Below are 13,863 nucleotides of genomic sequence, written 5' to 3'. Positions count from 1 at the left end.
TCTCGATAGTCGCGGACCGCCGAACTATTTGGCCGCGTACGCGCTGCAGGGCAAGCGTATCCCGACCCTTTTGTCGATCAAGTCGCAGGTATCGGAATTATCAAGATCGCGAACAGATGGAATTATCGCGAATACTGAGATTTAAGAACTTGTTCAGCGGCGACATCTACATGGAGGGGCGAACGTCCCCGAACGGATCCCGGTCTCGCCGATCCCTTCGCACTTATCGCGGGTCGCCTCGATGCTGCACTTGTGTTCTTCCCGCGAGCGGGCGTGGCTGACGGCGCTGGGGCGCGCCCTGGCCGTCGTCGAGTTCGGAATCGACGGGGTCGTCCGCACGGCCAACGCCGCGTTCTTGGACCTGACGGGCTACAGCCTCCCGGAGATTCAGGGCCGTCATCACAGCCTGTTCGTGCCGGTCCGTCACCAGGGCGGTGCCGCCGAGCGCGCGCTGTGGGACGACCTGCGCGCCGGCACCGTCTCGGGCGACGAGTTCCAGCGCGTCACCAAGGACGGGCGCGAGATCTGGCTCCAGTCCAGCTACGTCCCCGTGTCCGGGCCCGACGGCCGGATCGAGAAGATCGTGACCTTCGCGATCGACATCACCGTCCTGAAGGCACAGACCCTGGATCTGAACGGCCAGATCGCCGCGCTGCACCGGTCCCAGGCGGTGATCGCCTTCGATCCGACGGGCGTGATCCTCAACGCCAACGCCAATTTTCTCGACGCGCTGGGCTACCGGCTGGACGAGATCGTCGGACAGCATCACAGCCTGTTCGTGGATGCGGACGAGCGGGCGGGGCCCGCCTACCGGGCCTTCTGGGACAAGCTGGGACAGGGCGAGTTCGCCGCGGGCGAGTTCAGGCGCGTGGCCCGGGACGGCCGGGACGTCTGGATCCAGGCGACCTACAACCCGATCCTCGATGCCGACGGACGCGTGGTCAAGGTCGTCAAGTTCGCGGCGGACATCACCGCGCAGGTTCGCGACCGCCAGCGGCGGGTGGAGGCGCAGCGGGTGATCGGCGGAGACCTCGACGCGATCGGCTCCGCGATCGAGGACATGGCCCGGCAGACGGTCGCGGCGGTCGAGACGGCCGGACGCGTGTCCGGCGACATCCAGTCGGTCGCCTCGGGTGCGGAGGAATTGTCGGCCTCGGTCGGCGAGATCAGCCAGCAGGTCGGTCGCGCCGCGCGCAGGGCCGGCGAGGCGGTCGAGCAGGCGAGGCAGACCGGCGCGATCGTCGCGGGGCTGAGCGGGCAGGCCGCGCAGATCGGCGAGGTCGTCACGATGATCCAGGGGATCGCCGCGCAGACCAACCTGCTGGCCCTCAACGCCACGATCGAGGCCGCGCGCGCCGGCACGGCCGGCAAGGGTTTCGCCGTGGTCGCCTCCGAGGTCAAAGCCCTCGCCGAGCAGACCGCCAGGGCGACCGATCAGATCCGGGGGCAGATCGTGGCGACGCAGGCGGCCACCCGCGACGCCGTCGACGCGATCGGCTCGATCCAGGCGACGATCCGGGCGCTCGACCAAGTGTCCGGAGCGATCGCCGCCGCGGTGGAGCAGCAATCCGCCGTCACCCGCGAGATGTCGGGCAGCATGCAGGCGGCGGCCCAGGGAGTGGCGACGATCGCGGGCGGCATGGACGCCATCGCCCGGTCGAGCGACCGCGTCGACGCGGCGACGCGTCAGGTCCGCGAGGCCGCGCGCGCCGTGCGCTGAGCCGAAGGCGCCGCGCCGGTGTCGGGCTCCCGGCGGGCGGGACCGCGAAGGCGGGGCCGCCGGCAGGGGAGAGGCTCCCGCCTCAGAGGCCCATGAGCACGCCGGCCGAGCCGGCGACCGTCATTGCGAGGCCGCCCAGGAAGGCGCCGATCATCGCGTAGGAGAAACCCTTCAGGACCATGTCGTGCACGCCTCTCATCGAGCAGCGGGTCTCGGAGACCCGGGATCACCAACTGCAGCGATGATGCCGGATCGGCCGGGCGCGTGCGGTGCGAAGAGTCACGCTGCGCCGCGGAACCGTTCGGCGCCGGTTCAGGCGGCCCCGGCGGGCGCGCCAGTCGCCGGGCCGGTCCCGCTCAGGCGAAATGCGCCGGCAGGCTGAGGGCCTGCGCGTAGGTCGCGAGGGCGACGGCGCCGGCGATCAGGGTCGCGGCCAGGGTGATGCGGTTGGTCCAGGTCATCGTCGTCTCCATCAGGATCGCGACCGGGCCACGACCCTGTTCGCGGTGTGGCCCCGATCTACGCCCGGGCTCCCGGCCCGGGCGTGTCCGAGAGCACCTGCGGAGCATCGGTTCCCGCGAGGATCCCGGGCCGCATGTCGACCGGACCTCATCGGTCCACCTTGCGGGCACAGGGGATGTCGCGACGCGGGACGGCGTGCCGTCCCGGGAGCCGATTCATCCGGCCTCGGCGTCCTGTTCCGCGTTGGACGCGACCGTGAATCCCTCACGGTCGAAGACGGTGTAGAGGACGCCGGCCGGATCGAGGCCGAGTCCCGCGATATGCGCGGTCGCCGCCTCCCTGGCTTCGGCCAGCGTGCTGAACGGATCCGGCAACTGGTACATCCGCGACGCCTGCTCGGCGCCGTCGCTCTGCACCGGCGGCGTTGTGATCTCGACCGTGTAGGGCACGACGTCCGCCTGCCGGTGACTAGTGGAACACGCCGAGGAAATACAGCAACAGAATGATCGGCAGCGGGATTCCCAGCAGCCACAGCAAACCACCGCGCAGCATTCGCATCTCCTTTATGTCTAAAATCGTACCGAAATATCGGTCGGTTCGAGACTGGAACGCGCGAACAGCGGAAATGGATGCACCTTCATGGCGTGAATGCTCGGATCGAACTTCCAATAGAGATGTGGAAAACCTGGATATGGCCGGCCGCGCGCGGTGAAGGGCGCGCCGATCCGGCCCGATCGCCGGGGCGGGGGCTCAGCGATGCAGCGCGGCGACCCAGTCCCTCGGGGGATCCACCAGGGCGGCCATCCAGGTCCTGGCCCAGGCCAGGCCAGGCCAGGCCAGGGCAGGGCGGTTCGCGTCGATCGGCCGAGCGGCCATCCGGGCGGCCATCCGGGCGGCCACGTAGGCGTCCTCCCGCGGCTTGCCCGTGTCCTGGGCGACCCGCTCCCGGCCGGGCCTGCTCCGGTGCGCCGACTGCGGGTCGAAGGCCGCGCGGACGCAGCCCTGTCAGGCGCGCTCCAGGCCCGGCAGGCCGGCCGTCTCCGCTGCCAGCGCCGCGGCGGGCGTCCGCCTACTCACCGGACGCGCGATCCGCCTGCGGGGCGGCGTCGGCGAGGGTCATCGCGTGGGCGGCCGTGCGCAGCTCATGACGGGCCACGCCGTCCGCGAGCGCGACCAGGGCGACGACCACGAGGCCCAGCATGAGGAGGCGGCGGATGGTCAGGGCGGGGATGAGCATCAGGGGCGCCTCGCGGAGACGTCCCCACCGTAGCGGAGCCGCCGCGCGCCGACTGCCACCCCGATGCCACATGAGTACGGAAAGCGAACGCCCGGCCGCCGGGTCCCGGCGGAGACAGCCCGGCCCACCCGCGACGCCGGCGCCGGGGCCCTGGCCGCCGTCGCGTGGGGCGCGGCCTCCGTGTACAGGGCCACCGCCTCGAATAGACGTCAGATCCGATCCGATACTGACGATTGTGCGCGCTCGCACGCATTCGCGGCAAACATCGGTCTAGTTTCCCTGTCGAACGCCGACATTCGGCCCGAACGAGCCGAGACGATCGTGACCGCCGGACCGACGATCGTCCTCACTCGCGACAGTTGACCGGATGACTTCGTGACGAAGTCGTACGAGGTCTGTCATGATCCTCCGCATGTTCGCTGCCGCCGCTCTCGCCGCGGCCCTCGCGACGCCCGCCTCAGCGCAGGGATCCGCGCAGGGACCCGCAGAAGGATCCGTGCAGGGACCCGCCGCGGAACACGGCCTGGCCGACATCACCGACGTGATGCTGCCCGAGATCTCCGTGACCTATTATCGGCCCGCTCCGGCCGACCGGTCCGCCGGCCCGCACGCGGCCGGCACGGCCGGCCGCCTGACCCGCTGACCGGCCGGGCCCTCGCGGCCCGACCGGTATCGCGGACCGGGTTCGGCGGGAGGGGAGGGCACTTCACGGCGCGCCGGCCGACCTCGCCCCGATCATGCCGGGCGTCGACGCGATCTCGCCGTGGGCTTCCCCGGCCGACATGCACGCACGATTAGTGTTGACGACCGGCAATGCTATGATCGGTGGCACGTATACGGTATGGATCGACGCCGTGAGCGCGCCTGGACGCGAGAGGCCGATTGCCATGACACGCTTGACCGTCGCCGCTCTGGTATTCGCCGTGGCGAGTCCCGCACTCGTCGCGCAGGCCCAGCAGGATATCCCGATCCAGCGGGATCTGAAGCGCATGGATCGTCTCGATCAACGGCTCGGGCGCGAGGATACCGAGCTGAAGGTCGATCCCAACGTGACGCCGGACAATCCGGACGGCGTCGTCGGCTTCGACGGACCTCCGTTCAACTACGGGGATCCCGGCGTGATGGGTGACGGCCCCCTGCCGCCGGGCTCGCCGGCCGACGACGACGACTGGTACTGACCCGGTCCGGCGTGCCCCGCGGCCCTGGGACCGAGCGCCTCGGCGAAGACGCCCGACACCAGGCTGCAGAAGGGGCGCAGCTCCGTTCGCGCGGACGATCGTTCCTGCGGTCGGCGCAATCCTGCTGTGGACAGGGGCTCCGGCCCGGCCGCCCGGCCGCCATCCTTTCCGGGGCGGTAACCATGCCGGTCCTACCAGCCGCGTCCCCGGACGGTGAGGCAGGTGGACGAATGGGCGACGACGTGGCGGCGATCCTGTTGACCCTCGTGACCGAGAATTCCGAGCTGCGCGAGCAGCTCGCCAGCGCGCAGGACATGCTGATGGAGACGGCCATCGATGCCGGGCAGCTCCATGCCCGGATCCAGGGTCTGGAGGCCGAGCGCGCGGCGTGGCGTGCCGAGGCCGGGCACCGGGACGCCCGCGCCGCCCTGACGGCCTGACGGTTCGGCCGCGCGCCGACCGGGCGCCGACCGGGCGCGGACGGGGCGCGGGGCCGGATGTCGCGGTCGGAACCGGGACCGTGTACGGTCAGGGGCCGTCGAACGATCGACACGGGAGCGCGCGGCGATGGTCACGGACGTCCTGCCCCCGCTCGGTCGGGCCGCGCTCCCGGCCGGCCTGCGCGCCCGCTTCGTCGAGGGCGTGAACGGCCTGCGCATGCATGTGCTGGAGGCGGGCGACGCGGGCCCCGACCGCCCCCTCGTCCTGCTGGTGCACGGCTTCCCCGAGATCGCCTATTCCTGGCGAAGGGTCATGCCGGCCCTGGCCGCGGCGGGCTACCACGTCGTCGCCCCCGACCTCCGGGGCTACGGCCGCACCGCGGTCGCGCCCGTCGCCTTCGCGGACGACCTCGCGCCCTACCGCCTGCACAACCACCTCCTCGACCTGCTGTGCCTGCTGAGCGCCCTGAAGCGCGACAGGATCGCGGCGCTCGTCGGCCACGATTACGGGGCCTGGGTCTGCGGCTACTGCGCCCTGGCGCGGCCCGATCTCTTCGGCATGGTCGCCCTCATGAGCGCGCCCTTCGCGGGGGCGCCGCCGCTCGGCGCCCTGGCCCGCGGCCTCCGGGCGCCGGCCGACGACCCGATCCACGCGGCGCTGGCCGCCCTGCCGCGCCCGCGCGCGCACTACCACCGCTACTACGCGTCGCGCCGCGCCGCCGCCGACATGGAGCGGAGTCCCCAGGGCCTCGCCGCGTTCCTGCGCGCCTATTTCCACCACAAGAGCGCGGACTGGCCGGACAACCGGCCCCGCGCGCTCGCCGGCTGGACGGCCGAGGCCCTCGCCGAGATGCCGACCTACTACGTGATGGACGAGGGTCGGACGATGCCCGCGACCGTGGCGCCGGAGATGCCGCCGCGGGGCGGCGCGGACTGCGCCTGGCTGACGGACGCGGAGCTCGCCGTCTACGCCGCCGAGTACGCGCGTTCCGGCTTCCAGGGCGCGCTCCAGGGCTACCGGTGCCGCATGGACGGCAGCATCGACCGCGACCTCGCGCGGCTCGCCGGCCGGCGGATCGAGGTCCCCCTCCTGTTCGTGTCCGGGGCGAGCGACTGGGGGCCGTTCCAGGTGCCGGGCGCGCTGGAGCGCATGGAGGAGGCCGCCGGCGCCGGCCTGCTCGGCTGCCACTTCGTGGCGGGGGCGGGGCACTGGGTTCAGCAGGAGCAGCCGCAGGCCGTCGTGGATCTCCTGCTCGACGCGCTCGGTCGCGGCAGCGCCGGATCCCGCGCCGGCCGGTAGGGGGACGCCGGCGCGGCGCGCCCACGGCTATCGGGGCGCCGACCGCCCGGCTATGTCTCCCGCGAACCGACCGGAGAACCGGTCGGACCGGGCGCCGCGCGTCCGTTCCGGATCCTCGAGGGAGGCCGACCGATGGATGTGGAAGCGCGCGCCATCCGGCGGGTCAGCAGGCGGCTCCTGCCCCTCCTGATCACCTGCTACTTCGTCTCCTACCTCGACCGGGTCAATGTCGGCTTCGCCGCGCTGACCATGAACAGGGACCTCGGCATCTCCGCCACGGCCTACGGGCTCGGCGCCGGCATCTTCTTCCTGACCTACTTCGTCTTCGAGGTGCCGTCGAACCTGATCCTGGAGCGGGTCGGGGCGCGGGTATGGATCGCCCGCATCATGCTGACCTGGGGGCTCCTGTCGGGCGCAACGGCCTTCATCGTCGGCGAGAAGAGCTTCTACGCCGTGCGCCTGCTGCTGGGCGCCGCGGAGGCCGGGTTCTTCCCCGGCATCATCTTCTACCTCACGCTGTGGTTCCCCGCGCGATACCGCGCGCGGATCATCGGCGCCTTCATGGTCGCGGTCCCGCTCTCGAGCGTCGTCGGCTCGCCGGTCTCGGGGGCGCTGCTCGGCCTCGACGGGGCCTGGGGCTTCAAGGGCTGGCAGTGGCTCTACGTCCTCGAGGCCGTGCCGGCCGTCATCCTCGCCGGCTTCGTCCTGGCCTTCCTGACGGACCGGCCGGCGCGGGCGGCCTGGCTGCCCGAGGACGAGCGCGCCTGGCTCACCGAGCGCCTCGCGCAGGAGCGGCGGGCGCGCGAATCCGCCCGCCGCTACAGCGTGCGGGACGCGCTCCTCGACCGGCGCGTGCTCGCCGTCGCCGGCGTCTATTTCGGCAATGTGGCGCTGCTCTACGGGCTCAGCTTCTTCCTGCCGCAGATCGTGAAGGGCTTCGACCTCACGAACCTCCAGACCGGCCTCGTCAGCCTCATCCCCTTCGCGATCGGGGTCGTCGGCATGCTCACCCTCGGCCGCTCCTCGGACCGCTGGGGCGAGCGCAAGGGGCACGCGGCCTTCGCGCTCCTGCTCGCGGCCGGCGGCACGGCCGCGGCGGCACTGGTCTCCGATCCCTACGCCAAGATGGCCCTGTTCAGCGTCTCGGCCTTCGGCATCTTCGGCGGCCTCCCGGTGATCTGGACGCTGCCCACCGCCTACCTGTCGGGCGCCGCGGCGGCCGGCGGGATCGCCATCATCAACGCCCTCGGCAACCTCTCCGGCTTCGCCGCGCCCTACGCGGTCGGCGCGATCAAGGATGCCACCGGCAGCTTCACGGGCGGGCTCCTCCTCATCGCGGCGGCCGGCCTCGCCGCCATGGTGACGGTCCTCTGCCTCTCCCACGACCGGCACCTGGAGCAGGCCGCGGCGCCCGGGGCGCAGGCGGCGGAGTAGGCGCGATCCGGGGGCGAGATCGCGCGGCGCCGCCCGGCCGCGCCCGAGTGGCGGGCGGCGGCCGTTCGACCTATGGCAGCGTCGGAACGTCCTCTCGGCGGAGGCCGAAACGCGGGGCCGCGCGACCCCGGGGACACGCCGTCGCTGGCGCCGCGCCGGTTCGAACCCATCGGAGCAGCCCATGAACGCCCCCGCTCCCGCCCCGCGGACCCGCCCGGACGCGGCGACGATCGCGGATCTCGCCCAGGCCCTGCGGGCCGTGCTCGGGGACCGGGTGACGGCGAGCCCGGCCGTGCGCGAGCAGCACGCCAACCAGCTCACCTGGGCGCCGTGCGAGCCGCCGGACCTCGTGGTCTTCCCGCGCACCACCGCGGAGGTGCAGGCCGTCGTGCGCGCCTGCGCCGCGCGCGACGTGCCGATCGTGCCCTACGGCGTCGGCACCTCCCTCGAGGGCCACGTCAACGCGCCGTTCGGCGGCGTCTCGGTCGACACGGCCGCGATGGATCGCGTCCGCGCGGTCAATGCCGACGACCTCGACTGCACGGTCGAGGCCGGCGTCACCCGCAGGGCGCTGAACGCGTACCTGCGCGACACCGGCCTGTTCTTCCCCATCGATCCCGGGGCGGACGCCACGATCGGCGGGATGGCGGCGACGCGGGCGTCGGGCACCAACGCCGTGCGCTACGGGACGATGAAGGACGCGGTGCTCGCGCTCACCGCGGTGATGCCGAACGGCGACATCGTCACGACCGCCCGCCGGGCGCGCAAGTCGTCGGCCGGCTACGATCTCACCCGGCTCCTCGTCGGCTCGGAGGGCACGCTCGGGATCATCACCGAGGTCACGCTGCGCCTGCACGGCATCCCCGAGGCGATCTCGGCGGGCATCTGCCCGTTCCCCTCGATCAAGGCGGCCTGCGACGCCACGATCCTGACGATCCAGTCCGGCATCCCGGTCGCGCGCATCGAGCTCCTCGACGAGGTCCAGGTCGCGGCCTGCAACCGCTACTCGAAGCTGGCCCTGCCGGAGACCCCGCTGCTCCTGGTCGAGTTCCACGGCACGGACGCGGGCGCGCGCGAGCAGGCCGAGCGGTTCGGCGAGATCGCCGCCGAGCTCGGCGGCGGCCCGTTCGACTGGGCGACCGGGGCCGACGAGCGCGCGCGCCTCTGGCAGGCGCGCCACGACGTGTACTGGGCCGCGGTCGCGCTGCGGCCCGGGCCCACCATCAAGAACATGTCGACCGACGTCTGCGTGCCGATCTCGCGGCTCGCGGAATGCGTGGAGGCGACGAAGCGCGACATCGCCGCGACCGGGCTCACGGCGCCGATCGCCGGCCATGTCGGCGACGGCAACTTCCACACCCTCCCGCTCGTCGATGCCGACAGCCCCGCGGAGATGGCCGCGGTGGCCGGCTTTCTCGATCGCCTGGTCGCCCGCGCGCTGGACCTGGGCGGCACCTGCACGGGCGAGCACGGGATCGGCCAGAAGAAGATGCGCTTCATGGAGCGCGAGCACGGCCCCGAGGCGCTCGGCCTCATGCGGACCCTCAAGCGCGCCATCGATCCCCGGAACCTCATGAATCCCGGCAAGCTGATCCCCTGACGCGGACCCGATCCGCGAACCCGCGCGCCCGGAGACCCGCCGTCCGGGCCCGGAGGCCACAGCTCCGGGCGGACCGATCCAGCGGGGCGGATCCCGCGGCCGGCACGCCGGGAAATTGGTCCGTCGGAGGGCTGCCCGCGCATCCCTGGCGTGCGGCGCAGACCGGATCGAGCGACGGGCGGTGCGCGATCAGGCACGGGGCCGCGCCGCTCGGTCAGACCGGCTTCGGTCCGGACCGCGTCTGACGGCGCTCAGAATCCGCGGCCGCGGTCGACCCGGTTGAGAAGCGGCTGCCCGTCCCGGCAGGCCCGGACCGCCGCGATCATCTGGCGCGCGGCGTCGTCCGGCTGGCTCGCGCTGGCGCTGTGGGGCGTCACGAGGATCCGCGGGTGTCCGAGGAGCGGGTGATCCGCGGGCGGCGGTTCCTCCGACAGCACGTCGAGCATGGCCGCCCGGAGCTGGCCCGTGTCCAGCGCCGCGATCAGGTCGCCCTCGACGACATGGGCCCCCCGCCCCGCATTGAGGAGCGCCGCCCCGACCGGGAGATGCCGGAACAGGTCCCTGTCGAGCAGTCCGCGCGTCTCCGGCGTCAGGGGCAGCAGGCACACGAGGATGTCGCAGCCGGACAGGAAGTCGGGGAGCGCCGCGCGGCCGGCGAAGCACGTGACGCGCTCCAGCGTCCTGGGGCTTCTCGCCCAGCCGCGGACCTCGAAGCCGAACCCGGCCAGGGCCGTGGCCGCCGCGCTCCCGAGCACGCCCAGGCCGAGGATCCCGACACGGGTGGTCCGCGCCGTGCGGATCGCGCGCGGGTTCCAGAGGCCCCGGCGGGTCTCGTCCGCGTAGAGGACGAGGTCCCGGTGCAGAGCCAGCACGCCGAGCGTGACGTACTCGACCATCGAGCGCGTGACGTCGGGGGCGACCATGCGGACGACGTCCACGTGCTCCGGCAGGGCCTCGAGCGGCAGGTGATCGATCCCGGCCCCGACGGAGAACACGAGGCGCAGGTCCGGCATCCGCGCGGCCAGGTCCGCGGGCGGCTTCCACCCGGCGAAGGCGCTCACGCCGGGAAACCGCGTTCCGTGCGCCCAGTCGATCAGGCCCAGCTCCGGCGCCTCCCGGGCGAACACGTCGTGCCAGACGCGGGCGTGCTCCGGAACGGTCTTGAGAACGACGGGGATCGCCATCGCCCTACACGGCTCCCGGCGCAGTCCGGCGGCCCGCGACGCGGCGTCGGGCGCCCCGCCCCGGCGCTCCCTCGGCGCCATCGGGCAGCGCGGGGGACCCGGCCTGCTCGGACTGCCTCAGAAGGGAGAAGGCCGGCGATGCGGGGTCGAACGCGACGAAATCGGGCTCCCGCGCCAGCAGGATCCGCAACGAGTTCAGCGTCCCGCCCAGATGCGTGCGCAGGAGCGAGACCGCGGTCTGCGCGTCTTGCCGGCACAGCGCCTCGAAGATCGCCCTGTGCTCGTCGAGCACCTCCACATGGTAGTTCTGCAGCGGGAAGGCGTTGCGTCGCACGCGGTCGAGCTGGCCGGTGGCGAGATGGATCGTGTCCCAGACGCGGGGAAAGCCGGCGCAGGCGCACAGGAGCCGGTGGAAATCGTTGTCCAGGGCGAAGGACTCGGCGTTGTCGCCGCGCCGGGCCGCGTCCGCCTCGCGGAAGAGGACGAGCTCGAAGGCGGACCGGCGGGCGGGCTCGAAGCGCTCGGCCGCCAGGGCCACCATCCGCAGTTCCAGGCTCTCGCGCACGAGCTGGCCCTCGATCACCTCGTCCAGGATGATCTTGTTGACGAAGGTGGCGTCGCTCGGGACCACGGTCACCAGCCGCTGCTGCGCGAGCCGCAGGATCGCGTCCCGCAGGGGCGTGCGCGACACGCCGAGCTCGTCGCAGAGATCCTTCTCGACGAGGCGCGCGCCGGGCTTCAGCTGCATGGCGATGATGGCCTCGCGCAGGGTCGCGTAGACCCGCGCCGCCTTCGGCAGATCGGCGCGCAGGGCCGGTCCCGCCGTCGGACTCGGATCCAGGACTTCCGCCGGGTGCATGGGTCGTCTCCTGCCAGATCTTGTGGTCTTCTTGTCAGGCCGCACCGTCCAGGGTTTTTCCCAGGACCTCAAGGAAGAGCGCGGCGTGCTCGGCGGAGAACGTCAGCGGCGGGCGGATTTTCAGCACGTTGTCGTGGGGGCCGGACGCGCTGATCAGGATGCCGTCCTCGCGCAGGGCGTTGACGACCCGCTTCGCCAGCGCCGCGTCGGGCGCGCGGCTCTCGCGGCAGGTGACGAGGTCGAGGCCGAGGAACAGGCCCGCGCCCCGCACGTCGCCGATGGCCGGGATCCGCGCCATCAGCGCCCGCATCCCCTCCAGCATCAGGCCGCCGGTGGCGGCGGCGTTCGCCACGAGGTCCTGATCCGCCAGGATGTCGAGCACCGCCCCGGCCGCCGCGATCGAGACCGTGTTGGCGCCGAAGGTGTTGAAGTAGCGCACGTCCCGGCCGAATTTTTCCGCCACCTCCGGCCGCATCGCGACCCCGGCGATGGGCAGGCCGTTGCCCATCGGCTTGCCCATCACGGCCATGTCGGGGACGATGCCGTGGCGGGCGAAGCCCCACATGCCCGCCCCCGTCCGGCCGAAGCCCGGCTGCACCTCGTCGGCGATGTAGAGCGCGCCGGCCTCCCGCACCGCCTCCCGGGCCGGCCGGAGGAAGCCCGCGGGCTCGGCCAGGGTCCCGTCCGTCGAGAAGATGCCGTCGGCGATGAACGCCGCGGGCCGCACGCCGTGGCGGCGCATGTCGGCGAAGGCCGCCCGGACGTCCTCGGCCAGCCGCGCGCCGACATCGACGCCGGGATTGCGGTAGGCGTCCGGCGCCGGCACCGTCCAGACGTCGCGGCCGAGGGGCACGTTGGGGCCGAGCGACGGGGAGATCCCCGCCGTGGCCTCGGTGGTCCCGTGATAGGCGTTTTGCGTGATCACCAGGCCGGTGCCGCCGGTCTGGTAGTGCGCGATCCGCAGGGCGAGGTCGACCGCCTCGGACCCCGTGCAGGTGTACATGACGTGGCCGAAGGCGGCCGGATAGGTAGACAAGAGCCGCTCGGAATAGTCGAGCACCGCCTCGTGCAGGTAGCGGGTGTGGGTGTTGAGGGTGGCCATCTGGCGCGCCACCGCCTCCACCACACGCGGGTGGCAATGGCCGACGCAGGGCACGTTGTTGTAGGCGTCGAGGTAGCGGCGCCCCTCGGCGTCGTAGAGCCAGACATCCGCGCCGCGCACGATGTGGACCGGCCGCTCGTAGAACAGCCGGTACGAGGCGCCGAGGAGGCCGCGGCGCCGGGCGATCAGGGCCTCGGCGGAAGCGGGCGGGGCGGAGCTGGACGAAGCGGTCATGGCGTGGCCTCAGGGACGGCAGGCCTCGGCGATCGCCGCGTCGATCGCCGCCGGCGCCAGGGCGTCGAGGTGCCGGAACTGCCCCCAGACGCCGGCGCTGTTGCGGGTGAGATAGTCCCGGCGCTCGGGGAAGCGACGGGCGCGCCATTCCGGGATCAGGAGGCGCAGGGCCATCCGCGTCCGGATCGCCGTCGGCAGCAGCGCGATTTCGGCCTCCGACAGCCTGGCCACCGAGGCGTAGCCCCGCAGGAACGCCAGGGCCGGGCCGAGGGGATCGGCGTCGAGGCCGAGCTGGTAGGCCGCCGCGATCGCCACGTCGAACATCCGGGCCGTGCGGACCATGTCGCCGAAATCGATCACCCCGGTGATCCGGTCGAGATCGTCGGGATCGACGAGGATGTTGTCGCCGCCGAGGTCGTTGTGGACCACCTGATGCGGCAGGTCCGGCAGGGCGGGCACGATCCGCGAAGCGAACGCGTCGAGGATGCCGGCGAGGCGGTCGCGCTGTTCGCCCTCGGGGAAGACGTCGAGCACGGCGCGCAGCCGCCCGGCATGCCGCAGGTCCCAGGAGGAGACGTGGTCCGCCGCCGGGTCGGTGAAGCCCTCCAGCGCGCCCTGGAGGCGGGCCAGCAGCGCCCCGGCCGCCCGGCGCTGCCCGTCGGTCCGGGGGCCGGCGGCCTGCGAGCGCCCCGGCGTGAAAGTCGTGAGCCGCACGGTGCGGTAATCGTCCGGCGCGACGGCGATGCGCCCGTCCGGCTCGCCCGCGCGGGTCGGCACGATCCGCGGCAGCGGCAGGTCCGGCGCGGCCCGCGCGACGTGGATCAGGGCGTTGCTGTGCAGGCGGGACACCGCGGGATCCTCGCCGGGGCTCAGGATCTTCAGGAAGTAGGCGGTCCCCGCCCCCGCATCGAGGCGGAAGTTCGAATCCTTCTCGCCGGCGAGCCACGTCGCCGCGCCGGCGATGCCGTACTGCGCGACGGCGATGCCCTCGGCGGTGCGGGCATCGACCGGCTCGGCCACGACCGACAGGCCGGCGCCGATGCCGGTCTCGGGGGCGTCGATCGTGGGATGGGGCATCGGGGATCCAGACAGGTGTTTCGAGACCGGCGCGCC

At 72.8% G+C, this 13,863-nt stretch carries 13 protein-coding genes; 7 read left to right on the top strand and 6 right to left on the bottom strand.

Translation table 11 applies throughout. The features are described from left to right. Positions 1-241 precede the first annotated feature (241 nt). Entirely contained in the window at positions 242-1,720 is a 1,479-nt protein-coding gene (locus ACLBXO_RS25260) for a methyl-accepting chemotaxis protein (protein ID WP_447687107.1), read from the top strand. A 677-nt stretch (positions 1,721-2,397) separates the two neighbouring features. Here the strand turns inward: ACLBXO_RS25260 and ACLBXO_RS25255 are convergent. Next, on the bottom strand, positions 2,398-2,631 hold the full coding sequence (locus tag ACLBXO_RS25255) for a hypothetical protein (RefSeq protein ID WP_331316011.1): 234 nt from the start codon (positions 2,629-2,631) through the stop codon (positions 2,398-2,400). A 620-nt stretch (positions 2,632-3,251) separates the two neighbouring features. Further along, the gene (locus ACLBXO_RS25250) at positions 3,252-3,419 is read right to left on the bottom strand and encodes a hypothetical protein (RefSeq protein WP_447687106.1); all 168 of its coding nucleotides are present in this window, start codon (positions 3,417-3,419) and stop codon (positions 3,252-3,254) included. 496 nt (positions 3,420-3,915) lie between these two features. Here ACLBXO_RS25250 and ACLBXO_RS25245 point away from each other — a divergent pair, with 496 nt between their 5' ends. From ACLBXO_RS25245 to ACLBXO_RS25220, 6 genes are all read left to right on the top strand, one after another. After that, positions 3,916-4,062 (top strand): hypothetical protein, encoded by a 147-nt coding sequence (locus ACLBXO_RS25245; RefSeq protein WP_447687105.1) that lies wholly within the window; start codon positions 3,916-3,918, stop codon positions 4,060-4,062. Between the two features lie 244 nt (positions 4,063-4,306). Next, a complete protein-coding gene (locus tag ACLBXO_RS25240) occupies positions 4,307-4,597 on the top strand; it encodes a hypothetical protein (protein ID WP_447687104.1) in 291 nt (96 codons plus the stop codon). 230 nt (positions 4,598-4,827) lie between these two features. Next, a complete protein-coding gene (locus tag ACLBXO_RS25235; RefSeq protein WP_331316005.1) occupies positions 4,828-5,037 on the top strand; it encodes a hypothetical protein in 210 nt (69 codons plus the stop codon). A 127-nt stretch (positions 5,038-5,164) separates the two neighbouring features. Next, positions 5,165-6,337, top strand: a complete 1,173-nt coding sequence (locus ACLBXO_RS25230) for an alpha/beta fold hydrolase (RefSeq protein WP_447687103.1) — start codon at positions 5,165-5,167, stop codon at positions 6,335-6,337. Positions 6,338-6,469: 132 nt separating this feature from the next. Then, positions 6,470-7,771 carry an MFS transporter gene (locus tag ACLBXO_RS25225; protein WP_447687102.1) on the top strand — a complete coding sequence of 434 codons (1,302 nt, stop codon included), beginning with the start codon at positions 6,470-6,472 and terminating at the stop codon, positions 7,769-7,771. Between the two features lie 181 nt (positions 7,772-7,952). Then, a complete protein-coding gene (locus ACLBXO_RS25220) occupies positions 7,953-9,371 on the top strand; it encodes an FAD-binding oxidoreductase (RefSeq protein WP_447687101.1) in 1,419 nt (472 codons plus the stop codon). Positions 9,372-9,622: 251 nt separating this feature from the next. Here ACLBXO_RS25220 and ACLBXO_RS25215 read toward each other — a convergent pair whose 3' ends face one another. Genes ACLBXO_RS25215 through ACLBXO_RS25200 form a run of 4 tightly spaced genes read right to left on the bottom strand, consistent with a single transcriptional unit; the run spans position 9,623 to position 13,827 of the window. Then, complete coding sequence (locus ACLBXO_RS25215) at positions 9,623-10,555, bottom strand: 2-hydroxyacid dehydrogenase (RefSeq protein WP_447687100.1); 933 nt, start codon at positions 10,553-10,555, stop codon at positions 9,623-9,625. Positions 10,556-10,559: 4 nt separating this feature from the next. Beyond that, positions 10,560-11,414, bottom strand: coding sequence for a GntR family transcriptional regulator (locus ACLBXO_RS25210; RefSeq protein WP_447687099.1), 855 nt, complete (start codon positions 11,412-11,414; stop codon positions 10,560-10,562). Positions 11,415-11,448: 34 nt separating this feature from the next. Further along, entirely contained in the window at positions 11,449-12,750 is a 1,302-nt protein-coding gene (locus ACLBXO_RS25205; protein WP_447687098.1) for an aspartate aminotransferase family protein, read from the bottom strand. A gap of 9 nt (positions 12,751-12,759) precedes the next feature. After that, positions 12,760-13,827: a phosphotransferase gene (locus ACLBXO_RS25200; RefSeq protein ID WP_447687097.1), complete on the bottom strand. Its 1,068-nt coding sequence runs from the start codon at positions 13,825-13,827 to the stop codon at positions 12,760-12,762. Between the last annotated feature and the right edge of the window lie 36 nt (positions 13,828-13,863).

This window comes from Methylobacterium sp. C33D (assembly GCF_053345825.1).
The sequence above is the reverse complement of the archived record's forward strand: the minus strand, read 5'-3'. Positions and strand labels throughout refer to the sequence as shown.